The organism is Limnohabitans sp. Rim8, from assembly GCF_945869175.1.
In the GTDB taxonomy this organism is placed as follows: Bacteria; Pseudomonadota; Gammaproteobacteria; order Burkholderiales; family Burkholderiaceae_C; genus Limnohabitans_A.
The window spans coordinates 1-26,395 of the sequence record NZ_CAMBNZ010000007.1; the positions used below are offsets into that span (position 1 = coordinate 1).

At 62.4% G+C, this 26,395-nt stretch carries 27 protein-coding genes and 1 pseudogene; 11 read left to right on the forward strand and 17 right to left on the reverse strand.

Going from position 1 to position 26,395, the window contains the following annotated elements; genetic code table 11:
* The 6 genes and pseudogenes from Q0O19_RS02110 to Q0O19_RS02135 form a co-directional block, all read left to right on the forward strand.
* Window positions 1-204: pseudogene (locus tag Q0O19_RS02110) on the forward strand (5-carboxymethyl-2-hydroxymuconate isomerase); the annotation flags it as partial.
* Window positions 205-207: 3 nt separating this feature from the next.
* The gene (gene hpaH / locus Q0O19_RS02115) at window positions 208-1,029 is read left to right on the forward strand and encodes a 2-oxo-hept-4-ene-1,7-dioate hydratase (RefSeq protein WP_295519655.1); all 822 of its coding nucleotides are present in this window, start codon (window positions 208-210) and stop codon (window positions 1,027-1,029) included.
* A 152-nt stretch (window positions 1,030-1,181) separates the two neighbouring features.
* Window positions 1,182-1,997: an HpcH/HpaI aldolase/citrate lyase family protein gene (locus tag Q0O19_RS02120; RefSeq protein ID WP_295519657.1), complete on the forward strand. Its 816-nt coding sequence runs from the start codon at window positions 1,182-1,184 to the stop codon at window positions 1,995-1,997.
* A gap of 84 nt (window positions 1,998-2,081) precedes the next feature.
* The gene (locus Q0O19_RS02125; RefSeq protein WP_295519659.1) at window positions 2,082-2,870 is read left to right on the forward strand and encodes a class II aldolase/adducin family protein; all 789 of its coding nucleotides are present in this window, start codon (window positions 2,082-2,084) and stop codon (window positions 2,868-2,870) included.
* On the forward strand, window positions 2,867-3,868 hold the full coding sequence (locus tag Q0O19_RS02130) for a 2-dehydropantoate 2-reductase (protein ID WP_295519660.1): 1,002 nt from the start codon (window positions 2,867-2,869) through the stop codon (window positions 3,866-3,868). Before Q0O19_RS02125 ends, Q0O19_RS02130 begins: the two co-directional genes overlap by 4 nt.
* A 4-nt stretch (window positions 3,869-3,872) precedes the next feature.
* Window positions 3,873-4,778, forward strand: a complete 906-nt coding sequence (locus tag Q0O19_RS02135) for a DMT family transporter (RefSeq protein ID WP_295519662.1) — start codon at window positions 3,873-3,875, stop codon at window positions 4,776-4,778.
* 9 nt (window positions 4,779-4,787) lie between these two features.
* Here Q0O19_RS02135 and rsmI read toward each other — a convergent pair whose 3' ends face one another.
* Window positions 4,788-5,687, reverse strand: coding sequence for a 16S rRNA (cytidine(1402)-2'-O)-methyltransferase (gene rsmI / locus Q0O19_RS02140; RefSeq protein WP_295519746.1), 900 nt, complete (start codon window positions 5,685-5,687; stop codon window positions 4,788-4,790).
* A 14-nt stretch (window positions 5,688-5,701) separates the two neighbouring features.
* Between rsmI and Q0O19_RS02145 the strand changes: the two genes are divergently transcribed.
* The 3 genes from Q0O19_RS02145 to Q0O19_RS02155 all read left to right on the forward strand — a co-directional run bounded on the left by Q0O19_RS02145 (window position 5,702) and on the right by Q0O19_RS02155 (window position 7,395).
* The gene (locus Q0O19_RS02145; RefSeq protein WP_295519664.1) at window positions 5,702-6,088 is read left to right on the forward strand and encodes a YraN family protein; all 387 of its coding nucleotides are present in this window, start codon (window positions 5,702-5,704) and stop codon (window positions 6,086-6,088) included.
* A 95-nt stretch (window positions 6,089-6,183) separates the two neighbouring features.
* Window positions 6,184-6,768: an SIS domain-containing protein gene (locus tag Q0O19_RS02150; protein WP_295519665.1), complete on the forward strand. Its 585-nt coding sequence runs from the start codon at window positions 6,184-6,186 to the stop codon at window positions 6,766-6,768.
* On the forward strand, window positions 6,769-7,395 hold the full coding sequence (locus Q0O19_RS02155) for a BON domain-containing protein (RefSeq protein WP_295519666.1): 627 nt from the start codon (window positions 6,769-6,771) through the stop codon (window positions 7,393-7,395). It abuts the gene before it with no gap.
* Window positions 7,396-7,464: 69 nt separating this feature from the next.
* Here the strand turns inward: Q0O19_RS02155 and Q0O19_RS02160 are convergent, their stop codons facing one another.
* Window positions 7,465-8,370: an NAD(P)-dependent oxidoreductase gene (locus tag Q0O19_RS02160; protein ID WP_295519667.1), complete on the reverse strand. Its 906-nt coding sequence runs from the start codon at window positions 8,368-8,370 to the stop codon at window positions 7,465-7,467.
* Window positions 8,371-8,483: 113 nt separating this feature from the next.
* Between Q0O19_RS02160 and Q0O19_RS02165 the strand changes: the two genes are divergently transcribed.
* Window positions 8,484-9,167 carry a YggS family pyridoxal phosphate-dependent enzyme gene (locus tag Q0O19_RS02165; RefSeq protein WP_295519668.1) on the forward strand — a complete coding sequence of 228 codons (684 nt, stop codon included), beginning with the start codon at window positions 8,484-8,486 and terminating at the stop codon, window positions 9,165-9,167.
* A 54-nt stretch (window positions 9,168-9,221) separates the two neighbouring features.
* Here the strand turns inward: Q0O19_RS02165 and Q0O19_RS02170 are convergent, their stop codons facing one another.
* Entirely contained in the window at window positions 9,222-10,229 is a 1,008-nt protein-coding gene (locus Q0O19_RS02170; protein ID WP_295519669.1) for an asparaginase, read from the reverse strand.
* A gap of 97 nt (window positions 10,230-10,326) precedes the next feature.
* Between Q0O19_RS02170 and Q0O19_RS02175 the strand changes: the two genes are divergently transcribed.
* Window positions 10,327-12,123: a carboxyl transferase domain-containing protein gene (locus tag Q0O19_RS02175; protein WP_366939018.1), complete on the forward strand. Its 1,797-nt coding sequence runs from the start codon at window positions 10,327-10,329 to the stop codon at window positions 12,121-12,123.
* Between the two features lie 9 nt (window positions 12,124-12,132).
* Here the strand turns inward: Q0O19_RS02175 and Q0O19_RS02180 are convergent, their stop codons facing one another.
* From Q0O19_RS02180 to Q0O19_RS02245, 14 genes are all read right to left on the reverse strand, one after another.
* Complete coding sequence (locus tag Q0O19_RS02180) at window positions 12,133-12,855, reverse strand: ABC transporter substrate-binding protein (protein ID WP_295519748.1); 723 nt, start codon at window positions 12,853-12,855, stop codon at window positions 12,133-12,135.
* 177 nt (window positions 12,856-13,032) lie between these two features.
* Window positions 13,033-14,349, reverse strand: a complete 1,317-nt coding sequence (fahA, locus tag Q0O19_RS02185) for a fumarylacetoacetase (protein ID WP_295519672.1) — start codon at window positions 14,347-14,349, stop codon at window positions 13,033-13,035.
* Between the two features lie 10 nt (window positions 14,350-14,359).
* Window positions 14,360-14,896 carry a VOC family protein gene (locus Q0O19_RS02190; RefSeq protein ID WP_295519674.1) on the reverse strand — a complete coding sequence of 179 codons (537 nt, stop codon included), beginning with the start codon at window positions 14,894-14,896 and terminating at the stop codon, window positions 14,360-14,362.
* Window positions 14,897-14,924: 28 nt separating this feature from the next.
* A complete protein-coding gene (locus tag Q0O19_RS02195; RefSeq protein WP_295519676.1) occupies window positions 14,925-15,113 on the reverse strand; it encodes a DUF2783 domain-containing protein in 189 nt (62 codons plus the stop codon).
* 10 nt (window positions 15,114-15,123) lie between these two features.
* Window positions 15,124-16,824: an FAD-dependent monooxygenase gene (locus tag Q0O19_RS02200; RefSeq protein ID WP_295519677.1), complete on the reverse strand. Its 1,701-nt coding sequence runs from the start codon at window positions 16,822-16,824 to the stop codon at window positions 15,124-15,126.
* Between the two features lie 21 nt (window positions 16,825-16,845).
* Window positions 16,846-17,331 carry a MarR family transcriptional regulator gene (locus Q0O19_RS02205; RefSeq protein WP_295519679.1) on the reverse strand — a complete coding sequence of 162 codons (486 nt, stop codon included), beginning with the start codon at window positions 17,329-17,331 and terminating at the stop codon, window positions 16,846-16,848.
* 90 nt (window positions 17,332-17,421) lie between these two features.
* The gene (locus Q0O19_RS02210) at window positions 17,422-18,111 is read right to left on the reverse strand and encodes a substrate-binding domain-containing protein (protein ID WP_295519680.1); all 690 of its coding nucleotides are present in this window, start codon (window positions 18,109-18,111) and stop codon (window positions 17,422-17,424) included.
* Window positions 18,112-18,124: 13 nt separating this feature from the next.
* Window positions 18,125-20,338 (reverse strand): molybdopterin cofactor-binding domain-containing protein, encoded by a 2,214-nt coding sequence (locus Q0O19_RS02215; RefSeq protein ID WP_295519681.1) that lies wholly within the window; start codon window positions 20,336-20,338, stop codon window positions 18,125-18,127.
* Window positions 20,335-20,808: a (2Fe-2S)-binding protein gene (locus Q0O19_RS02220; RefSeq protein ID WP_295519683.1), complete on the reverse strand. Its 474-nt coding sequence runs from the start codon at window positions 20,806-20,808 to the stop codon at window positions 20,335-20,337. The genes Q0O19_RS02215 and Q0O19_RS02220 overlap by 4 nt, the downstream gene beginning before the upstream one ends.
* A 3-nt stretch (window positions 20,809-20,811) precedes the next feature.
* Window positions 20,812-21,780 (reverse strand): tripartite tricarboxylate transporter substrate binding protein, encoded by a 969-nt coding sequence (locus Q0O19_RS02225; RefSeq protein WP_295519684.1) that lies wholly within the window; start codon window positions 21,778-21,780, stop codon window positions 20,812-20,814.
* A 54-nt stretch (window positions 21,781-21,834) separates the two neighbouring features.
* On the reverse strand, window positions 21,835-22,821 hold the full coding sequence (locus Q0O19_RS02230; protein ID WP_295519686.1) for a tripartite tricarboxylate transporter substrate binding protein: 987 nt from the start codon (window positions 22,819-22,821) through the stop codon (window positions 21,835-21,837).
* A 54-nt stretch (window positions 22,822-22,875) separates the two neighbouring features.
* Complete coding sequence (locus Q0O19_RS02235; protein ID WP_295519687.1) at window positions 22,876-23,748, reverse strand: fumarylacetoacetate hydrolase family protein; 873 nt, start codon at window positions 23,746-23,748, stop codon at window positions 22,876-22,878.
* Between the two features lie 163 nt (window positions 23,749-23,911).
* Window positions 23,912-25,420, reverse strand: a complete 1,509-nt coding sequence (locus Q0O19_RS02240; protein ID WP_295519689.1) for an FAD-linked oxidase C-terminal domain-containing protein — start codon at window positions 25,418-25,420, stop codon at window positions 23,912-23,914.
* Between the two features lie 93 nt (window positions 25,421-25,513).
* Entirely contained in the window at window positions 25,514-26,389 is an 876-nt protein-coding gene (locus Q0O19_RS02245; RefSeq protein WP_295519691.1) for a LysR substrate-binding domain-containing protein, read from the reverse strand.
* Between the last annotated feature and the right edge of the window lie 6 nt (window positions 26,390-26,395).

Consider the following 26,395-nt stretch of genomic DNA (forward strand, 5'->3'; position numbering starts at 1 on the left):
GTGTACCTGAATGTGCGCATGGGCCGTGGCCGCAGCGAGGCGACGCAGCAACGCGCCGGGCAAACCCTGCTCGAAGTGGCCAAAGCCTTTTTTGCCCCCGTCATGGCGCAGCGCCACATTGGCATCACGCTCCAAATCGACGTGGGCCAAGAGGTGTTTGACGCCAAGCACAGCAACCTGCATCCGCTTTTCAACAAGGCCTGAGCCATGTCCGTGTTCACCAACGACCAAATCCAGCAGCTCGCCCAAGAGCTCAACCAGTCCGAAAAATCCCGTGTCCAGATCGAGCACTTTTCCAAGCGCTTTCCGGGCATGACGATTGAAGACGGTTACCGCATCAACCGCGCCTGGATGCAGCTCAAGTTCGCCGAAGGCCGAACCAAGATCGGCCACAAGATTGGGCTGACCAGCCGCGCCATGCAGGTCTCCAGCCAGATCGATGAGCCCGACTATGGCACCTTGCTGGATGACATGCGCTACACCTGCACCCCCGGTCAGGTGCTGGACATTCCCTTTACCAATTTCATCGCCCCGCGTGTCGAAGTGGAGCTGGCCTTCATCCTGAAGAAAGAACTGCGTGGCCCCCATGTGACGGTGCAGCAGGTGCTTGACGCCACCGAGTATGTGACGCCCGCGATCGAGATCATCGACTCCCGCATCGAGCAGTTTGACCGCCACACCAAAGTCATGCGCAAGGTGTTCGACACCATCAGCGACAACGCGGCCAATGCGGGCATCGTTTTGGGGGCCAAGCGGGTGGACCCCTTGACCACCGACTTGCCTTGGTGTGGCGCGGTGCTGCGGCAAAACGGCGTGGTCGAAGAAACCGGTCTGGCCGCAGGCGTGCAAGGTCATCCCGCTGTGGGCATCGCCTGGCTGGCCAACAAGCTCGCGCCCTGGGGCGAGCACCTGCAAGCCGGTGAAATCGTTTTGGCGGGCTCGTTCACCAAACCCGCACCTGCCAAAGTGGGCGATGTGTTTGACGTCGATTACGGGCCGCTGGGCAAGCTGGAGTTCCGGTTTGTCTGAATGTCAGGCTTCGTCTTGCCTCTGTGGAGCGCTGGTGGTGCCGAGGTGGCAGCCTGGGCTCAGAGGCGCTTCGCTTTGCCACATCGCCCAGCCCGCCACCCCGGCACCACCAGCCTGTCAGCCTTCTTCCCTTTAGAACGAGAAAACGCCCGATGAATACGCCCACAAACCTTTTCAAGCAAGCCTTGCAAAACCAACAGCCCCAAATCGGCCTGTGGATGGGCTTGGCCAATGCTTACACCGCCGAAATTTGCGCTCTGGCCGGGTTTGACTGGCTGGTGATCGACGGCGAACACGCCCCCAACGACCTGCGCAGCATTCAGGCCCAGTTGCAAACCGTGGCGGCCTACCCTGCCAGCCACGCGGTTTGCCGCGTACCCTTGGGCGAGACGGCGCTCATCAAGCAATACCTTGACCTCGGCGCGCAAAACATCCTGGTGCCCATGGTCGACACGGCAGAGCAAGCAGCTCAGTTGGTGCAGGCCATGCGCTACCCGCAAGACGACGGCCAGGGCGGTGTGCGCGGCATGGCCGGTGCACGCGCCTCGCGCTGGGGCCACTACCCGGATTACTTCAAGCGCGCCAACCAAGAAGTCTGTCTGTTGGTGCAGGTCGAATCGCGCGAAGCGCTGAAGAACCTCGACGCGATTGCCGCCACGCCCGGGGTCGATGGGGTGTTCATCGGCCCCGCCGATTTGTCGGCCTCGATGGGCCATGTGGGCAACGCCGCGCACCCCGAAGTGCAGGCGGCCATTGAAGACGCCATCGTTCGCATCCTGAAGGCGGGCAAGGCGCCGGGCATCCTCTCGCCCGACCGCCAATTGGCCGCGCATTACCTGTCGCTTGGCGCGGTGTTTGTCGCTGTGGGGCTGGATACGCAGATTTTGATGCGCCACACCACCGAACTGGCAGCACATTTCAAATCAGCCCCCTCCGTGACCGCACCAGCCAAAGGCGCGACTTATTAATTGGGATCTGACCCCAATTACTACTTGACCCCAATTAACGACCCCAATTTAGTTCCCCAAAATTCAATGAACAAGGAGACCACGATGTTCCCTGCGCCTCTACCCGTTGTACCTTCGCTGCAAGCGCGGGTCCACCCGGACGAATGGCAGGCCCGGCTGGAGCTGGCTGCTTGCTACCGCGTGTTTGCCCTGCTCGGCTGGACCGAGATGATCTACAACCACATCACGTTGCGGTTGCCCGACAGCGCGACCGGGGGTGGCAAGCACTTTTTGATCAACCCTTTTGGGCTGCACTACAGCGAGGTCACCGCCAGCAATCTGGTCAAAATCAACATGCAAGGCGAGGTGCTGGACGGCTCGCCCCACAAGGTCAATCCCGCCGGCTTTGTGGTCCATGCCACGCTGCACGCGGGGCTGGAGGGTGCCCACTGCGTGATGCACACCCACACCACGGCAGGCGTGGCCGTGGCCTGCCTCCAAGAAGGCCTCTTGCAAAGCAACTTTTACTCGGCCCAGTTGCACGACATGGTGGCGTACCACGACTTTGAAGGCATCACCATCCATGCCGAAGAAGGGCCGCGCGTGTTGCAGAGCATCGGCAACAAGCCTGCCGTGATTTTGCGCAACCATGGCCTCTTGACTTGGGGGCAAACACTGCCCCAGACCTTTGCGATCTTGTGGACACTGCAGCGCGCCTGCGAAATCCAGTTGGCCACGCAAAGCATGGGTGCACCGATCCCGGTGCCAGAAGACATTGCCGCCAAATGCACCCGGGACGCCCTTCAATTCAACCCCAACCATGGGGCCGGGCAAGACGTGTTTGAAGCACTGGTCCGTCAGGTGGATCGTTTGGACAGTGGGTGGCGCGCATGAGCACACCGTCATTTCATAAAATCGCCATCGTTGGTGCGGGCGCCATCGGCGGCTGGATGGGGGTGCACTTGGCGCGCCACGGAGCGCAACTGAGCGTGCTGGCGCGGGGGGATACCTTGGCGGCCTTGCAGCACAACGGTCTGCGCTTGCACCAGGGCGGCGAAATGCACAGCGTGGCTGTGAAGGCATCCAACGACGCGGCGGTTCTGGGTGTGCAGGACCTGGTGGTGATCTCGGTCAAAGCCCCTGCGATGGCCTCGGTGGCGGCGCAGGTGGGCCCACTGATCGGCCCCAACACCGTCGTGCTCACGGCCATGAACGGCGTGCCTTGGTGGTTTTTACAAGGCTTTGGCGGGCCGGTGGCAGACCGTGCGCTCCAGTGTGTGGACCCTGATGGCGCCATTGCCCGTGCTTTGCCTTCCCCGCACATCATCGGTTGCGTGGTGCATGCCAGCTGCTCGGTCGATGCGCCCGGCGTGGTCCGCCACCACTTTGGCGATGGTTTGATCGTGGGAGAGCCGTCGGGGCAAGACACGCCTCGGGTGCAGGCCTTGCACGCCTTGTTGAAGCAGGCGGGCTTCAACGCGACCCAGTCGCCGCAAATTCAAAAAGACATTTGGTACAAGCTGTGGGGGAATATGACGATCAACCCCATCAGCGCCATCACCGGGGCCACGACCGACCGGATCCTGGACGACGATTTGGTGCGCCAGTTTGTCTCCAGCGTGATGCTTGAGGCCAAAACCATTGGCGAAAAAATCGGCATTCCCATTGCGCAGCAGCCCGATGACCGCCATGCGGTCACGCGCAAATTGGGGGCGTTTCGCACATCCATGCTGCAAGACGTGGCTGCTGGCAAACCCGTGGAGCTCGATGCCCTGGTCACGGCTGTGCGCGAGTTGGGTCAACTCACCCAGGTGAACACCCCGATGACCGATGCCTTGTTGGGCCTGAGTCGCCTGCATGCCAAGGGCTTGGGCTTGTACCCCAAACAATGAGGGCATGACTTCTGAACGCAAAGCCCTCACAGGTGCCGCCTTTGCCACCTTGCTGTTGATCGCGTTCATGATGGGTGCCAACCATGTGGCAGCGCGTTTGGCCTTCAACCACGGCGTGGATGTGGTGACTGCGGTCAGTGTTCGCAGCAGCCTCACCACTTTGGTGGTGGGTTTTTTAATCTGGCGGCACAAAGTGCCTTGGGGCACCACCGTCCGGCAAAAGAAGTTTTTGCTGGCCATTGGCGCACTCATCGCAGTGCAAAGCGTGTGTCTTTATTCTGCTGTGGCCCGTTTGCCTGTGGCCTTGGCCTTGTTGGCATTCAACACCTACCCACTTTCCACGGCCTTGTGGGCTCGAATTTTGTACGGCCAGCAGGCCGAGCGCGCGGTGATCTTGGCCATGCCATTGATGTTGGGGGGCTTGGCGCTGGCGCTGGATGTGTTCGGTGCCGCCTCCGGTTTGGGGGCGGCGGCCCATTGGCGAGAGATTGGTGAAGGGATTGCCTTTGCTTTGGCGGCATCGGCCACTTTTGGTCTGGCCATGGTGCTCACGGAACATGAAACACTCGATTTGGATGGGCGCTTGCGCACGTTTTCGACCATGGGGCTGGTCGCTTTGTTGGCGATCAGTGGCGCTTTGTCGCAAGAGGGCTTTCATTGGCCCACGGCCTTGGCCGGTTGGTGGGGACTGGCTGCGCTCAGTTTTTTGTACGGGACGGCCTTCACCATCATGTTCACGGTCTTGCCCAAATTGGGGGTGGTGGGCAACTCGGCCATCATGAATGTCGAACCGGTGTTTGCCCTGGTCCTCGCATGGGCATTGCTTGGGCAATCGATCGCCCTCATGCAATTGGTGGGGGCTTTGCTGGTGGTGGCCACCGTGGTGGGTTTGGGACTGCGCAAACGCTGAAGCACCCCATCACGTTTTTTTCAGTGCCAGAGCTTGGTCGTACAGCTCATTTTTCGATTCACCCGTGATCTCGGCCGCCAGCTTGACGGCGGTTTTCAGTGGCAGTTCAGGCAGCAGCACTTGCAGCACGCGCAGGCCTTCGCCTGCAGTCGCTGCGACCGGTGCATCGTGCAGGACCAGCACAAATTCGCCACGCTGGCGGTCGGGTTTTTCGGCCAGCCAGCCATGAAAAGCTTGGGCTGTGAGGGTTTCTATTTGTTCAAATTGTTTGGTCAGCTCACGCCCCACCGTGATGCGGCGCTCACCAAGGACCGACAGCGCCTGCGCCAAAGCCTCGATGCGGTGTGGCGCTTCGAGCAGCACCACGGCGCGGCTTTCTTGGGCCAGGGCGTGCACCGCTCGCTGGCGTTCGCCCGATTTGTGGGGTAAAAAACCCGCAAACACGAAACCGTGGTCCCCCGTCATGCCCGACGCACTGAGTGCGGTGGTCACGCTGCTGGCCCCCGGCAGGGGCAGCACGCGGTAGCCCGACTGCCGCACGGCGGCCACCAGCCGGGCGCCTGGGTCGCTGATGGCGGGGGTGCCTGCATCGCTCACATAGGCCACCCGTTCGCCATGAGAAAGACGGGCGATCACGGTCTGGGCCGCTTCGGCTTCGTTGTGTTGGTGCACTGCCAAAAGCTGGGAGCCGGGTCGTTCCAGGCCATAAGCCCGCAACAGTTGCTGGGTGTGGCGCGTGTCTTCGCAGGCCACGGCATCGACCTTGGCCAGCACATGCAGGGCCCGCAGGCTGATGTCGGCGAGGTTGCCAATCGGTGTCGCTACGACATACAGTGTGCTGGCCGGGTTGTTTTGCGACCCGGCAGCGTCGTGCGCAGCCTCCAGGGCTTTGGCGAACGTGGCAGACAAGGGAGACAAAGTCAATGCAATTCCTCAAAAAAGACGCGGTGGCCCAGACCACCAAAGCCCGGGGAGATGCGGGCGAAGACGAGGCGCTGGCTTATTTACAAGCACGCGGTTTGCGCTTGCTGCAGCGCAATTATCGGACGCCCGGCCGAGGCGGTGGCGAAATCGACCTGATCATGCAGGCCGCAGACGGCACGGTGGTGTTTGTCGAGGTCAGGCAACGCAGCCGAGCGGACCACGGCGGGGCCGCTGCCAGCATCGGGCACGTGAAACAACGGCGCATCATTTTTGCGGCGCAACACTACCTGTTGCGCTGGCGACGCTTGCCGCCAGCCCGATTTGATGTGGTGACCATCGAGGCGCAAGGGCCGCACTGGTTGCAGGCGGCTTTTGATCGGGGCTGATGTGCATCACACGGACACCTGGACCGGCCCCATACCGTGCAAATATATGTTTTATCACTGGAGAGCGTTGCGGTCGGGGTTATCATTCCCTGCGCATGCCAGACCTTCGAATCCAACAACACTTCATCGACAGTGCAGATTTGCATTACCAGGTGGCCGAGACTTTGGCCCAACCTGTAGATGCGGCTGTGCAAGCCGTTTTGGCGTGTGTGACCGGAGGCGGCAAGGTGCTGGTCGGTGGCCTGGGCCCTTCGTCCGCCTTGGCGCAATACCTCGCAAACTTGCTGGTCGGGGGTTTTGAGCGCGAACGCCCTGGTTTGGCTGCGATGGCCTTGTCGTCAGACGCCGTGAGCGCCACCCGCTGGGCCGATGGTCAGGCCTTGGCTCGCCAGGTCCTGGCCTTGGGTCAAGCGGGGGATGTGCTGGTGCTCATCAGCGCGGACGGCGCAGAGCCCGCGCTGGTCGAAGCCGTGCAAGCGGCCCATGACCGCGAAATGAGCGTCTTGGCCTTGACCGGTCACCATGGCGGAGGATTGGCCCGCCAGTTGCGGGAAACCGATGTGCATGTGTGCGTGCCGCATGAGCGGGCCGCCCGAGTTCGTGAGGTGCAGTACCTGGTGCTGCATTGTCTGTGTGATGGAATGGATACCCAGTTGTTGGGTGAACAGGAGCCTGTTTAAATGAAACGCAATCTTCAATCTTTGGTTTTGTCCGGTGTTGTTTTGGCAGCTGCTTTGTCCAGCTTGTCGGCATGCGCGCCCCTGTTGGTGGGCGGCGCGGTGATGACCGGCGTCGTGGCCACCGATCGGCGCACCGCCGGCACGCAATTGGAGGACGAGGCCATCGAGCTCAAGGTGGCCAGTGCCGTGCGCAAGGATTTGGGTGACCGTGTCCATTTGAATGTGACCAGTTTCAGCCGCAAAGTGCTGCTCAGCGGTGAGGCGCGGACCCAAGCCGACAAAGACCGGGCAGAAAAATTGGCGCAAAGCCAAGAAAACGTGCAGTCGGTGGTGAACGATTTGGCGGTGACCATGCCCAGCAGCCTGACCCAACGTTCGAAAGACCTGGTGATCACCGGTCAGGCCAAAGCCGCCTTCATTGACGCCAAAGACCTGCAGGTCAACTCGATCAAAGTCGTCACCGACCGCGGCATTGTGTACCTGATGGGACGCGTGACCGCCCGTGAAGCCAAACGTGCCACCGACATCGTGCGCGGCATTGGGGGGGTGAGCAAAGTGGTTCGCGTCTTCGACGAAATTTCTGAAGAAGAACTCAAGCGTTTGAGCCAGCCCACCTCATCGAAGTGAGCAGACGCCAAATGTGACAAAAAAGCGACCCTCGGGTCGCTTTTTTGTGGGCGAATGGCCGGGGTGAGGTCAGCGCAAACGACGGATCAGGCTGGACGTGTCCCAGCGCCCGCCACCCATTTTTTGCACATCGGCGTAAAACTGGTCCACCAAAGCCGTGACCGGCAAGCGGGCACCATTGCGCTTGGCTTCATCCAGCACCAGACCCAGGTCTTTGCGCATCCAGTCCACTGCAAAGCCAAACTCGAACTTGTCGTCGGCCATGGTCTTGCCACGGTTGTCCAGTTGCCAGCTCTGTGCGGCACCCTTGCCAATCACGTCCAGCACCTGGTGCATGTCCAGACCCGCCTGCTGGCCAAAGGCCACGGCTTCGGACAAACCTTGCACCAAGCCGGCGATGCAGATTTGGTTGACCATCTTGGCCAACTGGCCAGCCCCCGAAGAGCCCAGCAAAGTGAAGGCACGCGAAAACGCCATCGCGGCAGGCTTCACTGCCTCAAAAGCCGCGGTGTCACCGCCGCACATCACCGTGAGCATGCCGTTTTGCGCCCCGGCTTGGCCGCCCGAGACAGGGGCATCCACAAAGTGCAGGCCCAAGCTGTGGGCTTGGGCGTACAACTCGCGCGCCACTTCGGCCGAGGCGGTGGTGTGGTCTACAAATATGGCACCGGGCTTCATGCCGGCAAAAGCGCCATCTGGCCCCAACACCACACTGCGCAGGTCGGCGTCGTTGCCCACGCAGGCGAACACGATGTCCGCACCTGCAGCCGCCTCACGTGGGGTGGGTGCGGCGGCATGGCCGGGGCAATCGGCCAGCCAGGCGTTGGCTTTGGCCGCGCTGCGGTTGTAAACCGTGACACGATGACCGGCGCGGGCCAGGTGACCGGCCATGGGGTAGCCCATCACGCCCAAGCCCAAAAAGGCCACTTGGCGGGCGGGTGCAGGGTCATAGGTTTTGGCGGCAATTTGGCTCATGAACATCTCAGTACAGGTTGAAAAAAAAGAGAATTTAGCAGCAAGTGTGCGACTTTGTGGTCGCCCAGGTGGCGTCCACCCTGTGGGGCGCCAGGTTTTGGTAACCTCAGTCCATGGATTCTTTGATCGCCCAGAACCTCGCCCAGGTTCACACCGACATCGCGGCCGCTTGTGAAGCTGCAGGTCGCTTGGCCGACAGCGTGCAGTTGCTGGCGGTCTCCAAAACCTGGGGGCCTGAAGCGGTTCGCGCGGCCCATGCCGCAGGGCAGACCGCCTTTGGTGAAAACTACATCCAAGAAGCGGTGGAAAAAATGGCGGCCCTGCGCGATTTACCGCTGCAGTGGCATTGCATAGGCCCCATCCAGAGCAACAAGACCAAATTGGTGGCCGAGCACTTTGACTGGGTCCACAGCATCGACCGCCTCAAAATCGCGCAGCGCCTGTCCGAGCAGCGCCCCCCCACGCTGGCGCCCTTGCAGGTGTGCATTCAGGTCAATGTGGACGGTGGCTCCACCAAGTCGGGCGTCAGCCCACCAGAGTTGCCCGCGCTGGCGCAGGCCGTGGCCGCTTTGCCGCACTTGCAACTGCGGGGCCTGATGACCATTCCCGAGCCCGCCGAGACCGAGGCGCAGATGCGGGCGGTCCACGCCAAGGCCAAGGCCTTGTTCGAATCGTTGCGCCAGCAAGGCCTGCCTTTGGACACCTTGTCCATGGGCATGAGCGCCGACTTGGCCCCCGCCATCGCCCAGGGCAGCACCCTGGTGCGGTTGGGGACAGCGATTTTTGGCAAACGCTGAAGGCGCCAGAAGACCGCCCCAAAGTCACCAACCATCGCCCTGAGGGCGGGGCTCCTACACATACCGCAGCTGGAACACGCAGCGCCGCTCGCCCACCGGCATGCCCGCCACATTGAGCAGCGCTTGCGCACGCCAAGGGGCGAGTTCTTGACGCTGAGCCTCATCAAGCCAGCCCAGTTGGTCCAGCGCACAGGCGGTGGCGGCAAACAGCGCGGCCTTGTTGCCGTCCATGATCTTGATGGCCAAGGCTTGCCCACGCGAGCGACTGGCCACCACCTGCACGCCATCCGCGCCCACCTTGGTGACCCAATCGCCCCGACTGGCCCGCATGAAGTCGGCGTCGTTGCGACCGGTGCCCGAGACCAGTTCGGGGTAGGTGCTCATGGCCTCGCCGAGCCGTTGCAGGCTGGCACCGTAAAGGCCGTCCGACTCGGGCTTGGCCAAGCGCGCATAGCAGCGGGCTAGGCGAGACAAGGGCATGGCGTAGTTGGGGGCCGAACAGCCATCGATCCCCAGGGCCAGCTCCTCTTCACCCAAGCCGGCCAAGTGCGCCACAGCCTGGCGAATGTGTTGCTGCAGCGGGTGGTCCACCTCGGTGTATCGGTCGGTGGGCAGTCCGTGCTGCACGCAGTAGGCCAAAAAGCCGCTGTGCTTGCCGCTGCAGTTGTGGTGCCTTTCGTCGTAGGCAAAGCCTTCGGGCATGGGCTGGTCGAAAAAAGTGAAGCGGTAGGGCACATGGCAGCCGCAACGCATTTGGCCTGTGCTGCTGCCGCTTTTGCGCAGGATGGAGGTGACCTGCTCGACGTGCATCTCTTCGCCGTTGTGGCTGGCGCACATCAGGGCCAGTTCGCTGGGCGTGAAGCCGAAATGCGCCACCCCGCCCGATTGCACCAGTGGCAGTGCTTGCATCGCCTTGAGGGTGGAGCGGGTGAAGCACAGCCAGTGGGGGTTGCCCACTTGCGCCAGCACGCGCCCTTCGGTGTCGGTCACGGCCAGCGCGCCCATGTGCACGCATTCCTGGATGCCATTTCGGGTCAGCTCAATCAGGGGCTCAAAGTTCATGGCGAAGGTTTGGGATGGTCAAAAAAGACAGTCTAAATTGTCCCGGACTTGACCGGGTGTCGCTTCAGCGCCCGCGCACAATGTTCGGATGCAAAACATTCAATCTCCCCTTCAGGCGCAATTGGTGCAATGGCTGGTGGCTCCCGGTGCGGCCGTGGCCGCTGGCGACGTGCTGGTGATTCTGGAAGCCATGAAAATGGAACACGAAATCCGTGCAAGCGGTGCGGGGCGCGTGGGTGAGTTGTACTTTCAAGCCGGTGAAGCTGTCGCCGAGGGCGATGTCTTGGGCGTGCTGACCCCCTTGAACGAGGGTGTCTCGCAGCCTGTGGCTTCGCCTTCGAGCGTTGTGGCTTCTGTCCCTGCCCAGGCGCGCGCCGACCTGAAAAAACTGCAAGACCGCCTGGCCTTCACACAAGACGCGCAGCGCCCCGAAGCTGTGGCTAAGCGCCATGCCATGGGCATGCGCACCGCGCGAGAAAACATCGCCGATCTGTGTGATCCCGATTCCTTTGTCGAATACGGTGCCTTGGCCGTGGCCGCCCAAAGCCGCCGCCGCAGCGCGGACGACTTGATGCGCAACACGCCTGCTGACGGCATGGTCACCGGCATCGGCTGCGTCAACGGTCAGCGTGTGGTGGTCATGGCCTATGACTTCACGGTGCTGGCGGGCACACAAGGCATGCGCAACCACCAAAAAACCGACCGCATGCTGGGCGTGGCCTTGCACCACAAGCTGCCTGTGGTGTTGTTCGCAGAAGGCGGCGGGGGGCGTCCGGGTGATGTCGATGTGGCCATCGTGGCGGGCCTGAACCTGACGACATTTGCCGCCTTTGCCCGACTCAATGGCCGGGTGCCGGTGGTGGGGGTGGTGGCCGGGCGCTGTTTTGCGGGCAACGCCGCCTTGCTGGGCTGCTCAGACGTGATCATCGCCACGCGCGGCAGCAACATCGGCATGGGCGGCCCGGCCATGGTCGAGGGGGGTGGCCTTGGCGTCTTCAAGCCCGAGCAAATTGGCCCGAGCGAGATTCAGCACGCCAATGGCGTGATCGATGTGATGGTCGATGACGAGGTGCAAGCTGTGGCAGCGGCGCGGCATTATCTGTCTTTTTTCCAGGGCGAGGCGAAAACCTGGCAATCGCCTCCAGTCGATGCGCTGCGCCATGTGGTGCCCGAAAACCGCCTGCGCGTGTACGACACACAAGCGGCCATGCAGGGCATCGCTGACGAGGGCAGCCTGTTGCCGCTGCGCACGGGTTTTGGCGTGGGCATCCACACTGCGCTGGCCCGCATCGCGGGCCGCCCGGTCGGGCTGATGGCCAACAACCCCCTGCACCTGGGCGGGGCGATCGACGCCGATGCGGCAGACAAAGCCGCCCGCTTCATGCAGTTGTGCAACGCGCATGGCTTCGCCCTGGTGAGCCTGGTGGACACGCCCGGCTTCATGGTGGGGCCTGACACCGAGGCCACTGCCCAAGTGCGCCATGTCTCGCGCATGTTTGTGGCGGCTGCGCACCTGAGGGTGCCGATGCTCAGCGTGGTGTTGCGCAAGGGCTATGGTTTGGGCGCGATGGCCATGACGGGCGGCGGCTTTCACGAAACCCTGACCACAGTGGCTTGGCCCACCGGCGAGTTTGGTGGCATGGGCCTTGAAGGCGCGGTGCGCCTGGGTTACCGCAAAGAGCTGGAGGCCCTGCCCGAAGGCCCTGAGCGCGAAGCCTTGTTCAACCATCTGCTGGCGCAGCAATACGACAACGGCAGCGCCATCCACATGGCCGCTACGCTGGAAATTGACGCGGTGATCGATCCGGCCGCAACACGCGAATGGTTGGTGGCGGGCCTGGCAGCGGGGCGTGTCCAAGCCATCGGCGATGCGCTGCCCATCGACAGCTGGTGAGATCGCCGTTCAAGGCGCCACCGCGGCGCCTTCAATTTGGTGCCGTTTGAGCGCCGCTGCCACAAAGCCGCTGGCCTTCATGTCGGTCACAAAACGGCTGAGCACATCGTGGGCACTGGCTGGGCGGCTCTTGGGCAAGCCCATGGCCTGGTCAATGACCATGAACCGCCCCGGCAGCAGGCGCACACCGGGGGTGCTGCGTGCATCGAATTCCAGTTGCTGTTTGACGCCAGCGGCCACGTCGCAGGTGCCTGCCATGAAAAACGACACCACCTCGGGCGAGGTGGGGGCTCGGACCAATTGGGCTTGCTTGAGCTCGCGCGTGAGAAACAGGTCGTAGGCACTGCCCTTGCCCACCACCACGCGGTGCGTGGCACGATCGACTTCGTCGTTGCCTTTCAGCGGCGAGTCTTGTCGCACCAGGTAGCTGCCTTCGATCTGAACGTAAGCTGAGGTGAAGGCGATGCCCTGCCCGCGTACCGGGTCGATGGCAAAAAACCCGACATCGGCCTTTTCTTGGGTGACGAGCTCGACCGATTGGCTTGCAGAGTTGACAGGGATCAGCGTCAGCGGCAGCTTCAATTGCGCAGCCAAGGCCTGCGCCAAATCGACCGACACGCCCACAGGGGCGCCTTGTGCGTCCTTGCGGGCCAGGATGGGATTGCCCAGGTTGATGACCGCACGCAAGCTGCCGGTTGGGGCCAGGGCGCTGGCACTCAAGGCGATGCCCATCAAGCCGGTGCTCAAAACATTCAGGGATTGGTTCATGAGAAGTCTCCGGGGGTGGACAAAGCGCCCGGCAGTTTCGCCGAACCAGGCTGTCCCCATCTTAGGAGCAGGGACAAACCGAGGTCAATTCGGGCTATAACGCAATTGACTACCCAATTCACCTGCCTCGCTTGACGCTGTTCATGGGCGTGCGGGCAGCACCTTGCCCACACACTCGCCAAAACCGATCCGCGCTGCGCCTTCGCGCTCGCACCAACCGCGCAGCACCACGCTGTCGCCGTCTTCCAGCCAAGTGCGTTGCTCGCCGTTGGGCAGGACAATTGGGTTCTTGCCACCTGCGGTCAGCTCGATCAGAGCGCCTGCTTGGTCGAGTGTGGGGCCCGACAGGGTGCCGCTGCCCAAGAGGTCGCCCGGCTGCAGGTTGCAGCCGTTCACCGTGTGGTGCGTGAGCATTTGCGCCACCGTCCAGTAGGCGTGGCGGTAGGTGGTGCGGCAGATGCTGGCGTCAGGCTGTCCGGCTTCGCGCATTTTGGGGGTTTGCAGGCCCACTTGCAGTTGGATGTCGAACGCGCCCTCGGCCCGGTTGGCCGCTGAATCCAGATAAGCCATGGGTTGAGGATCGCCCTCGGGCCGGGTAAAGGCAACGCGGTAAGGGGCCAGTGCTTCCAGGGTCACCACCCAGGGCGAGACCGTGGTGGCAAAGTTCTTGGACAGAAATGGGCCCAGCGGCTGGTATTCCCAAGCCTGGATGTCGCGGGCCGACCAGTCGTTGAGCAAGCAGATGCCAAACACATGGTCTTCGGCACGGGTAATCGGCACCGGTTCGCCCAAGGCATTGCCGCTGCCGACAAAGATGCCCAGCTCCAGCTCCAGGTCCAGCCGCTTGCAGGGCCCCAGCGACGGGGCATCCGCACCGGGTGGCAGGGTCTGACCGATCGGGCGGCGGAACTGCTGGCCCGACACACCAATGCTGGACGCACGGCCGTGGTACCCAATGGGCACCCATTTGTAATTGGGCAGCAGCGGGTTGTCTGGGCGAAAGAGCTTGCCGATGTTGCTGGCGTGATGAACCGAGGTGTAGAAGTCGGTGTAGTCGCCAATCCGGGCGGGCACGTCGTAGGCCACTTCGGCTTGCGGGACGAGGCAAGCTTGCAGTGCGGCCTGTTCGGCTGCACCTTCGCGCAGGGCGCGAGACAGGGCCAGACGCAAGGCGCTCCAAGCCGAGGTGCCAAGCGCCATCAGCGCGTTGAGTTTGTCTTGCGCACCGGCTTGTGCTGCAGCCGCAGCCTCACCTGCCAAGACACCCGAATGGGCCACAGCCGCCAGGTCCACGATCTGGTCGCCAATGGCCACACCGCAGCGGAAAGCTTCGCCAGCGCCTGGGCGACGGAACACCGCGAAAGGCAGGTTTTGCAGCGGAAAGTCCGTGCCAGGGGTGTTGGCCGAAGCCATCCAGCTTTGAAGTGCGGGGTTGTGGGTTTCGTTGAGCATGGTCATGCAACTGCTTTCAAGACGCCATGCTGCCGTCGTGCATCCACGCCGCGTGTTGAGGCGCACGCTTGGTTTGGCTCCATTCTTCGAGCATGTCCCACTTGACCTCGTCGAGCTTTTTCATCATTTCGGGCGTGCCGCAGTCGGCGGCCAGCTCGAGGCGGTGACCGCTGGGGTCAAAGAAATAAATGCTCTTGAAGATGGTGTGGTCGATGGGCCCCAGCACCTCGACCCCACCCGCCACCAGCTTGTCTTTGGCGGCCAGCAGGGTCTCCATCGAGTCCACTTTCAGCGCCAAGTGCTGCACCCAAGCGGGGGTGTTCTCGTCGCGGCCCATCTCGGGCTGGCTGGGCAACTCGAAGAAGGCCAGGACGTTGCCATGACCCGCATCCAGAAACACATGCATGTAGGGGTCAGGTGCTTTGGTGGAGGGCACTTCGTTTTCGGCGATGGCCAACACGAACTTCATGTCGAGGTGCTTTTGGTACCACTCGACGGTTTCCTTGGCGTCTTTGCAACGGTAAGCGACGTGGTGAACAGATTGAACAAGCATGGAAGTCTCCTGGTGAATGGGGGCGGGGTCAGAGGTCTTGTAAAGCGGTGCTGATGTGCTGCTGAAACAGGGTTTCGTCGGCCAAGGCGTTGGCGTTGAGCAAGGCGAGCTTGACGAGGAACAGCTGTGACTTGTCGTCCCCCGCTTGGTCTATGGCTGTGGCCAATGCGTCGTAAACGGTTTCAAGACCGTCGATCGTGAGGGCTTTGTGGGGCATGGTGATTTCCTTAGGACGGCAGCGCCGTGGCGAGGGCGGCTTGCAAGCGAGAGGCGTCCAGTGTGAGCCATCGCGCACAGATGTGCTGGTCAGGGCGCAGCAAATAAGCGCCGCCATTGGCGGGGACGCCGTAGCGCCCGCGCAGGTGGCCGTCGGTGTCGGGCAGGTGTTGGTTGGCACCTGTCACCGGCTGGGCGGCCCCGACTGCGATGACCTTCAAAGGGAGCCCCTTGGCGCGTGCCGAGGCGATCACCGCTTGCAGATCGTCGGGCAGGTCGGTGTCGGTGAAATACAGCAGGTCAAAGCCGCCACCCAGGTGGTCGAGCAAAAAGTCCTCTTGGCCATTTCGCCATCCCAGGCGTACGTTTTGGGGTGGCGCTCCGTGGGCCGGGCCGCTCTTGAACAGGCTGTTGTCGTCGTTGGTGCTGTTGAGCATGGAGTGGGTGTACGCGTGTGGGCGCGAGGTGCGCCAGTGGTACAGCGGCCGCACAAAGTCTTGCGTGAGCGAGAGCGACAAGACCGCATCGCGCAGCAAGCGAAAGCCCCGGCTGGGCGGTGCCATGAAGCGGGTGCTCTTGCCGGCTTCGGTGATGATCTCTCGGGCTGCGCCCACGCGCTCGCTGCTGTGGTTGGTCAGCAGCTTTGGGCCTGCGAGGCCCTGGACCACAAAGGCCAGGTGCCAGCCCAGCGACTGCGCATCCTGAAAGGCGGTGTTGGCACCGCGCACACCAAAAATCGGCAGCAGGTGCGCGGCGTCACCGGTGAAAATGACACTGCCGTGCACGAAGTCGGGCAGCGTGAGCGTGCGGGCCGAGTAAACCGAGGACCAATCCATCACCCACTTCAAACCGGCATGGCCGATCATGGCCAGTTGGGCGTCGATGCGGGCCTGGAGCGATTCGGGGCGCAGCGCCTCTTCAGGCGTTTCGCCTGGGGGCAGTTGGTAGTCCATGCGCCAGATGCCGTTCGGTTCGCGGTGCATCAAGATGGTGTTGCCGGGGTTCCACTCAGGGTCAAAAAAGGCCAGACGCTCGGTGGGCAATGGCAGGTCGATTTGGATGTCAGCGATCACGAAAAAGCCTTCGTAAGAAGCGCCTTCCATGGGCAAATTCATGGCGCTTCGGATGCCCGAACGCCCGCCGTCGGCAGCCACCACCCAGTCGCTTTCCAGGGCGTAAGGGCCCTCTGGCGTGTCGACTTCGAGCACGGCGTAGCCGTCTTGTTGATCGACCCGGGTGAGCTTGTTGCCCCAGCGGAAGTCGATCAGTGGGTGGGCATGGCAAGCGTCGTGCAGGTATTCCTCGAGAAACTGCTGCTGCACGTTGATGATCGGGAAAAACCGGTCATCGGTATCGTGGGGTGCCTCCATGCGGAACACACGTTGGCCCCGGTAAAACGAATTGCCAAAGCGCCAGGGCAGGCCACTGGCGGTCATGCGATCGGCCACGCCCACTTGTTGCAAGATTTCCATCGAGCGGCGTGTGAAGCAAATCGCGCGGCTGCCTTGAGAGAACTGCAGTTCGGCGCTCAGCACCACGCTGGGCACGCCGTGCCGGGCCAGCTCCAGTGCGGTGACCATGCCCGCTGGGCCAGCGCCGACGACCACGACTTTTTTCCGGTCTTGATGCGGGTGTACCGAGGCCAGCCAGGGCTTGAAAACTTCGTACTGGTAATAGATCGACGGGCGCGCTTGGGTGCTGGGGGTGTGCATAGGGCTTGTGTGGGAGGTGATTCAGCGTGGCCGGGCGTGGGCGATCAGGCGGTCAAACACCGTGCTCAAGGTGGCTTGTTCTTGCGCCGTCAGGCAGCCAAAAATTTGCTCGTTGCGTTGCGCAACCATGGCCATGGCGCGCTCGAAAACCTGGCGCCCAGAGGGTGTCAGGGTCAACACCACGCCCCGGCCATCGCCCGGGTGGTCTTTTTTCAGCACCAAGGCCTGATCCACCAAGGCCTGTGCAGCGCGGCTGGCTTGGCCTTTGTTGAGGTTGGCTTTTTCGGCCAATTCTTTCACCGACAAAGGTTCAAACGTGCCAATCGTCGTCAGGCAGCGTCCGTCGCTCATCGACAAGCCCGTGTGCTCGGGGTAGGCCGATTGGCTGTCCGAGTCGGTCAGCTTGTGCAGCCGGTGCAGGCGGTAGGTGAGTGTGCGTTCCAGTGCTGCAGCGCTGGATGCAGCGCTTGGCGAGGGACCGCAAGGCAGAGGTTGGGGGGTGGACATGGGCCAAAAGGTGTTTTAGCCGATTGTAGGGGGATATGGTTGCGTGCGCAACCATATGATGGGGCAGGAGGTTTTAAGCCCCGTCCCAAATCAAAACTCAAAGCCACCTTGCTTTCGCACCTGGGCCGAGGCGGGGCCTGCCAGCAATTGCGCCAAGAGATGCGCCTGTTCAGGCGCTTGCGAATGGGTGCAAACACCCAAGGTGTAATCGGTGCTCAGCTCGAACTCGGCGGGCAGCACACCGACCAAGTCCACGCCTGGGGTGTAGTTGATTTCGGTGACTTGGGTGCAGCCGATCAAACCGCTGTCTTCGCTTCGGGCCATCGCAGCCATGGCCGTTGCGCCATTGGGGAACACGCGAAAACGGCTTTGCAGGCGCTCGTTCAGGCCCAGCGCCTTGAGCACGCTCATGAAATGGATGCCGGCCGTGGCCTTGTCCGGGTCGGGAAAGTAAATGCCTTGGGCGGCGCTCATGGCGGCATGGAGTTCGGCGCGTGTTTGAACGCTGGGGTGGGCCGAGCCGCTGCGCACGGCGACCCCCGTTTTGACCAAGCCCAAAGAGCGTGCGCTGCCGGCCACCACATGGCCCGAGTCGATCAGCTGCGCGATCAAAGGCTGGGTCAGGATGACCACATCGCAGGGTGAGCCTGCCAGCAACTTGTCGCGCATCATGCCGACGGCGCTGAAAGTGCCCTCGATGCGGCTGCCCGTGGTGTGCTCGAATTCGGCTTGAACGCCTTGGACCACGGCTGCGGCTGCGCCGCCACTCAATACATGCATGTTGACCTCTGGGTTAGGGGGAAGAAAGGTGTGGCGCTTCATCGCTGTCGATGGCACGCACCATGTTGTCGGGGGTGAATGGCATGCTGCGCACGCGCACGCCGATGGCATTGAAAATCGCGTTGGCAATGGCCGCGCAGGTCGGTCCTGAACTGCATTCGCCAGCACCCAGGCTGGGCTGGTCTGCCGTATCCATCAAGGACACCGTCACTTCGGGCATGTCGCTGAATTTCAAAATCGGGTAACGCGTCCAGTCGTTGGAGACGATGCCTTGGGGGCTCAGTTGAGCCGCTTCGCACAGTGCCCAACTGGCCGCTTGCAAAGCACCGCCTTCGAGCTGGTTGATGGCCCCGTCGGGGTCCACCACATGGCCCACATCCGCGGCGATCCAGAGTTTGTGTAGCTTGACCTTTTCGGCCACCACCAGCTCGACCATCACCGCGCACAAAGCGCCCGTGTTTTTGTAGCGCGCATAGGCCAAACCCCGGCCCCAGCCCTCAGGTTGGCCTTGGGGTCGTGGGTTTGTCCATGCGGCCATGTGGGCCACTTTTTCCAACACGGCTGTCGCACGCGCATGTTCGGCACCTTGCAGGTGTGCGAGTCGAAATGCCAGGGGGTCTTGGGACAGCCCATGGGCCAACTCGTCCATGACCGACTCGGCCGCCAACACATTGAGCGGTGCGCCCAGGGCCCGCATCGCCGAGACCCGAAACGGCATGTTCAGCACGCGGTGGTTGAGGACTTTCACCGAGGGGATGTTGTAAGGGGGTTGGGCGTTGCGCTCGGAGCCACCGCCTACCGCCATGGCGGCATTCACGGCCAGGGTCACAGGGGATGGATTGGCGGTTTGCCATGCGCCCAGCAAGGCCGGTGTTTTGGCCCGGCCGGGCCGTGTGCCGTGGCCTTGGCCCCAAACGGTTTGTGCCCAGTGTCTCAATTGACCGTCTTCGCCCACATCGGCTTCGACGCGCACCGCCATGGCCGGGGCCAAGGGCGCGTGGCCCAGCTCGGCCTGGCGTGTCCATTGCACCCGCACAGGGCGCCCGGGCAGAAACCGCGCCAACCAGGCGGCATCCCAGGCCACATCGTCAGCGCCATTGTGGCCATAGCAGCCCGCGCCCTCCACATGCGCAACCTGCACCTGTTCCGTGGGCACTTCAAAGGCCAGTGCCAAGTCACGGCGCAGGTTGTAAATGCCTTGGCTGTGGGACCAGACCTCCAGCTGTGGGGCCGTCTGCTGCCCAGACCATTGCGCCAAAGCACAGCACAGACCAATCGAAGCGTGCTGCGCAAAAGGCCGCTCAAACTCGGCGACCACGCGCTGATGGGCCGTGCCGCGGTTGAAATTGGGGGGCGAGGTGTCGACCACCGTCGTGGTCTCCAGGGCTTGCGCTTTGAGCCAAGCCGATGTGTTCAGCGGGTCGGGGACTTCGGCCGCGCAACGCCAAAACTGGCCCAGTGCAGCGCCAGCCTCGATCTTGCGGGCGATGGTGTCCAGGGTGTGTTCAGCCTCGGTCAAGACGCCCAGCAACAGACCGTCGCGCACGACCTGGAGCACACCGGCGGTGGCTTGCAAGTCGGCAACGAGTGCTTGCAATTCGTGTTCGATCACCTCGGAACTCAGGGTACCAGGCCGAAACACCATGCCGTGGCACATGGGCTCAAATTCGCCGGGCATGGTGCGGTCGTGGATGTACGCAAACTCGCCGAACACTTTGGCGGCCACGTCCTGGCGCTGGGGGCTGGACGTGCTGCTGCGCCGGTCTTGTTCAGCGTGCACCGCTTGCACATGCGAAGGCTCGATGGCGCTGTCCCACATCGCGGGCTTTGACAGTTCAGCGTATGAAGCTTGAGGGGTGTGGCCGTGTACATGAAACTGCCCCCTGTCGCAGCGCACGTCTGACAGCGCCACGCCCAGGCGCTCGGCCATGGCCTGCCGGCAGGCCTCGCGCCAATGGGCCGCCGCGCACCGCAACGCTGAGCCCGAGTGCTGCACCGAGAGGCTGCCAGAAGTCACGGCTTCGTCGGGGCTCAATGCTGTGCTGGCTGGCACCATGTCGATCTGGTCGACAGGCACCCTCAACTCTTCGGCCACGATCAAACGCAGCGCATGCGAAATGCCTTGGCCCAAATCCACCTTGCCAGAAAATGCCCGCACTTGCCCCTGCGGCCCCAAGGCCAGCCATTGGCGCAGCAGCGGTTGGGCTTTGAGGGATTCGGGGCTCATGCCAAGGCCAGCCGGGCGGCGGCTTTTTCAATCGCCCGCACCACCCGGTTGTGCGCACCACAGCGGCACAAATGCCCGTCGATGGCGTCCACAATCTCTTGGCGTGTGGGCTGGGGCTTTTTTTCCAGCAAGGCGGCGGCCGACATCAAAATGCCACTGGTGCAAAAGCCGCACTGCATGGCCTGCTCTTCAATGAACGCGGTCTGCAAGGCATGAGGCGCAGACCGTTGTCCCAAACCTTCCACGGTCGTCACGGCGTGGCCTTCGACGGCCCACAGGGGTGTTTCGCAAGCGGCCACAGCATGGCCGTTGAGCAACACGCGACACGCTCCGCACTGGCCTTGCCCGCAACCCATGCGTGTGGCTTTGAGTGACAGCGTGTTGCGCAAGACATCGAGCAGGCTTTGTCCGCTTGGGCCTTGTACGGACACCGGGTGGCCGTTCAGCTGAAATACCACCACTGAGGTCATGGTTCAGTCCGGCTTGGCACCCGAAATCTTGACGATGTTGCCCCACTTGGCGATGTCGGCGTTCAGGTACTGCTCAAATTCGGACACATTCATCGACATGGGCACCGCGCCTTGCTTGGCCCAAGCAGCTTTCACCTCGGGGTTGTTCACGATTTTGCGCACTTCGGCGTTGAGTTTGTTCACCACCTCGGCGGGTGTGCCTTTGGGCGCCATGAGGCCCAGCCAAATGGTGGCCTCGAATTTCGGCACGGTTTCGGCCACGGTGGGCAGGTCTTGCAAGTTGGCCGAGCGGGAGAGGCCTGTGCCAGCCAAAGCGCGGACTTTGTTTTCTCGCGACATGACCGCCATGGTGGTTTCGGCATCAAACATCAGGTCCACTTGGCCGCCCACGATGTCGGTGCGGGCGCCCGAGCTGCCTTTGTAGGGCACATGCGTCATGTCGATGCCCGCCATGAACTTGAACAATTCACCGGCCATGTGGTAGGGGGTGCCATTGCCCGACGAGGCGTAGTTGAGCTTGCCGGGTTTGGATTTGGCCAAGGCCACCAATTCGCCCACGGTTTTGACGGGAACCGACGGGTGCACCACCAGCAGCAAGTTGGAGTAGTTGACGGGTGCGATGCCCACAAAGTCCTTCATCAGGCCAAAGGGCTTGCTGGGAATCAAGGACTCGTTCACCGTGTGCGTGTTCGACATCATCAGCAAGGTGTAGCCGTCAGCAGGCGACTTGGCCACGAGGTCGGTGCCGATGATCGAGCCCGCCCCCGGTTTGTTGTCGATCACAAAGGATTGCTTGAGTTCTTCGCCCAAGCGCAAAGCCATGAAACGGGCGTAATTGTCGGCCGGTCCGCCCGCTGCAAAGGGCACCACGATTTTCACGGGACGGTTGGGGTAGCTTTGCGCCTGCACCCCGCCAGAGGCCAGGGTCATGGCCAGTAAAGCAAATTTCAGGGAATGGGGCAGCTTGTTCATGAGTTGTCTCCAGAAGGTTGTCAAAAGGGAATCCGCTTGTAGCCGTTGGGGCGCTCAATCGACCTTGCCGATGCGGGTGACCAGGGCCCCCATCTCCTTGGCATCGGCTTGCACAAAACGCTCGAATTCGGGGGCGTCTTGGTACATGAAAGACGTGCCAGCAGCGGCCAATCCGCCCACGGCGCGGGCATCTTGCGCTGCAAACTTGGCGGCCTGACGCAAACTGTCGACCACGGTAGCAGGGGTATCGGCGGGGACAAACAAGCCCGACCATTGCGAATACTGAATGGGGACACCCAATTCTTTGAAGCTGGGCACCTCGGGCATGCTGGCCAGGCGGCCTTCACCCCAGTGTGCCAAAGCACGCAAGCGGCCTGAGGCGATGTGCTGTTTCACGCTGGCAGGGCCTGTGGACAAGGCTTCGATTTGTCCACTGAGCAAAGACAAGACCGCAGGGCCAGCGCCCGTGTAAGGCACATGCAGCATGAAGGTGGCGGTGGCGGCCTTGAGTTGTTCCATGGGCACATGCATGGTGCCGTAGTTGCCAGACGAGCCAAACGAGATTTTTCCAGGGTTCGACTTCGCATAGGCCATGAATTCGGCGTAGGTCTTCCAGGGGCTTTCGCTGCGCACCACCAATACGGTGGGATCGGCTGTGAAACGGGCAATGGCTTTGAGCTGATTGACCTGGAACATGGGGGGGCGCTGCAAGATCTTGTCGGCCTCTGGCAAGACCACCAGCGAAGACAAGGACATCAGCACGGTGTAGCCATCGCCCTTGGACTTGGCCACTTGGGCCATGCCAATGCCGCCGCCTGCGCCACCCTTGTTTTCAACCACGATGCTTTGCTTGAGGTGGCGTGACATGGCCTCGGCCACGGGGCGGCCCACCGTGTCGGCCACGCCGCCGGGTGGAAACGGCACCACCATGGTGATGGGCTTGTTGGGGTAGGTCTGTGCTGTGGCGGTGAGGCCGGTGAACGCCAGCGTTATGGCCATGGCCAAACCCAGCGCACCACGCATCCAGGGGTGTCGATTCATGTCTTGTCTCCTAAAGGGTTCGCGGGCAGATCAGGTCAAGCCCTGCCTGCTTGTTCATACGAAACGGTTTTCGATGCTGCCCACACCGTCAATTTCAACGCGGATCACATCGCCCTTGGCGATGTAGCGCGGAGGGTTCAGGCCCATGCCCACTCCTGCGGGGGTGCCCGTGGCGATGATGTCGCCGGGGTAGAGCGTGATGCCGCGTGAGATGGTTTCGATCAGGGTGGGGATGTCGAAAATCATGTTTTCGGTCGGACCATCCTGACGCAACTCGCCGTTGACCCAGCAGCGCACACGGGTTTGGCGTCCGTCGAGTTCGTCGGCGGTCACGATCCAAGGGCCCATGGGGCAGAAGGTGTCGAACGACTTGCCCATGTCCCATTGCTGGTGGCGCATCTGCACGTCGCGGGCGGTCACATCGTTGACCACGGTGTAGCCAAACACATGCTTCATGGCGTCGGCTCGGCGGATGTTTTTACCGCCTTGGCCAATGACCACCGCCAACTCGGCTTCGTAGTCGATCTGGTCGGACACGGCAGCGCCGGGCAGGTGCACGTCGTCGGTCGGGCCAACCACGCACTCGGGCACCTTGGTGAACACAATGGGCCAGGCTTGGGCGTCGGCGTTGCTGTCCTTGAAGACCGAAGCTTGCAGCTCTTTGGCGTGCGCATGGTAATTGCGGCCCACGCACCAGACGTTGCGCCGCGGCACTGGCAAAGGGGACTCCAATTTGACCGAGTCCACGGCCAAGGGTGCACCGGTGAATGCGGGCAAGGCTTGCCCGGCCACCAGGGCATCAATCAGGACTTGAGCGCCGTGCTGGGCTTGGGCATCGGACAGGGCAAAGGGCGTGACCTGCAGGCCGTCGGCCGAGACCTGACCGACGTGGCGTTTTCCGTTGTGGACAAAAGTGGCGATCCGCAAAATGTTCTCCTGGGCTCAGGGTGCCTTTGCACCCGCGTGGCGGTGATGGACGGGTGGGTATTCAACCCATTGGGACGATGATAAGAAGAACGACCAATGGGTAAAGACGCATACCGGACAGTCTGCGCCTGCGTTTTCAGCCCGGGGACGGCAGCACCCGGCGTTAAAAGCGCTCGAGCTCAGGGTGCTTGATTGCGCCGGCCCGAACCAACATGCGGCCGTACTCGGCGCAACGGTTCAGTGTGGGGATGACCTTGCCGGGGTTCAAAAGGCCCTGCGGGTCAAAGGCGCGTTTGACGGCGAACATCTGCTCGTTTTCCTCGGCAGAAAATTGGACGCACATGCTGTTGACTTTTTCGATGCCCACGCCGTGCTCGCCCGTCACCGTGCCGCCCATGGCCACGCTGGTTTCCAAAATCTCGGCACCAAACAGCTCGCAGCGGCGCAGTTGGTCGGCGTCGTTCGCATCGAACAAAATTAGCGGGTGCAGGTTGCCGTCTCCTGCGTGGAACACGTTCAGGCAGCGCAGCGCGTATTTTTTTTCCATCTCCGAGATGGCCTGCAAGATGTCGGCCAAGCGCTTGCGCGGGATGGTCGAGTCCATGCACATGTAGTCGGGGCTGATGCGGCCAGAGGCTGGAAAGGCGTTTTTGCGGCCGCTCCAGAACTTCATGCGCTGGGCTTCGTCGCGGCTCACAGTGATGGCGGTCGCGCCGCAGCCCCGTAGCACTTCGCTCATGCGGCCGATTTCTTCTTCGACCTCTTCGGGCGTGCCGTCGCTCTCGCACAGCAAAATCGCTGCCGCGCTCAGGTCGTAGTCGGCGTGCACAAAGTCTTCGACGGCGGCGGTCATGGGGCCGTCCATCATCTCCAGGCCTGCAGGAATGATGCCGGCGGCAATGACAGCGGCCACCGCGTCGCCCGCTTTGCGCACATCGTCAAAGCTGGCCATGATGCAGCGGGCCAGTTGCGGCTTGGGCACCAGCTTGACGGTGACTTCGGTCGTCACGGCCAGCATGCCTTCGCTGCCCACCAGCAGCGCCAGCAGGTCGTAGCCAGAGGTGTCGAGTGCGTCGCTGCCAAACTCAATAGGGCCACCCTCGACGGTGAAGCCTTTGACTTTGAGCACGTTGTGCACCGTCAGGCCGTATTTGAGGCAATGCACACCGCCCGAGTTTTCGGCCACATTGCCGCCAATCGTGCAGGCAATTTGGCTGGACGGGTCGGGCGCGTAATACAGGCCGTAGGGCGCAGCCGCCTCGCTGATGGCCAGGTTGCGCACGCCGCATTGGACTACCGCGGTGCGGCTGACGGGGTTCACGGTTTTGATCTGGTTGAAGCGCGCCATCGACAGTGTGACGCCCAAGCGGTGCGGCATGGCGCCACCCGACAGGCCGGTTCCCGCGCCGCGGGCCACCACCGGCACTTGCAGAGCGTGGCAGGTTTTGAGCACGGCTTGCACCTGCGCCTCGGTTTCGGGCAGAGCCACCACCAAAGGCCGCTCGCGGTAGGCGGTCAGGCCGTCGCATTCGTAGGGCGTGGTGTCTTCGGGGGTGTACAGGATCGCGTCAGCGGGCAACACCCGGCCCAAGGCCTTCACCACAGCGCGTTGGCGCTCGGCGCGTTCGGTGGCGGTCAGTTGCTGGGTTTCGGCAGGGGTGTGGGCGCTCATGGCATGCAAGACCTGTAGTGGAAGCTCTCACTGTAAGCGCAAGCCTGGCCGAAGTGGATGAATAAACTTTCAGAGGCTTGTGAATTTGACCGCTCAGGCCAGTGCTTTTTTCAGCCAGTCGGCAAAGCTGGCACATTCCCAGCGCTCCATGGTGCCGGTGCGCCAGCACAGGTAATGGGCGTGTGGGCTGGGTACGCTGCGCTCGAACAAGCGCACCAGTTGGCCGCTTTCGATCCAGGGGGCCCCCAGTTTGGAGCGAATCAGGGCGACGCCCAGACCTTGTGCGGCGGCGTCACACATGAGGCCGATGTCGTTGAAGGAGGAGCCGTCCAAAGGCTCGGGCCAGTCCAGGTCGTGCGCGGCAAACCAGGTACGCCACGGCTCCAAGGGGCTGCGCAACAGGGCCACCCCGTGCAGGTCTTCGGCGCTTGCAAAGGGGCCGTTTTCGCGCAACCAGGCGGGGGAGGCCAGTGGCGTCACATCGTCCTTGGCCAGGCAAATGTGCTCCACATCCGAATAGCGGCCGGAGCCAAAGCGCACCGTCAAATCGGCATCTTCGGCCACGACGTCGAGCAGTGGAATGCTCACTTGCAAAGTGATGTCGATCTCGGGGTAGGCGTCCAAAAAGGTTTTCAGGCGCGGCATCAAGATGGACCGGGCAAACGTGGGGGTGACCGCCAGGCGCAGTTTGCGCCGGCCGGGCGTGTGGTTGGCGCTGGGAAAGCGCTGCAAAGATGCCAAGCCTTCTCGCACATGCGCCAGGTATTCAATGCCTTCGGTGGTCAGCGAAAAATCGGCCCGCCCGAACAGCTTGGTGCCCATGATTTGCTCGAGCTGCTTGACCCGATGGCTCACGGCGCTGGGCGTCACGCACAGTTCCTCTGCCGCTTGGGTCACGCTGCGCAAGCGCGCCAAGGCCTCAAAGGTCAAGAGGCATTGGATGGGCGGGATGCGTGAGGCGACGGACATGGTGAA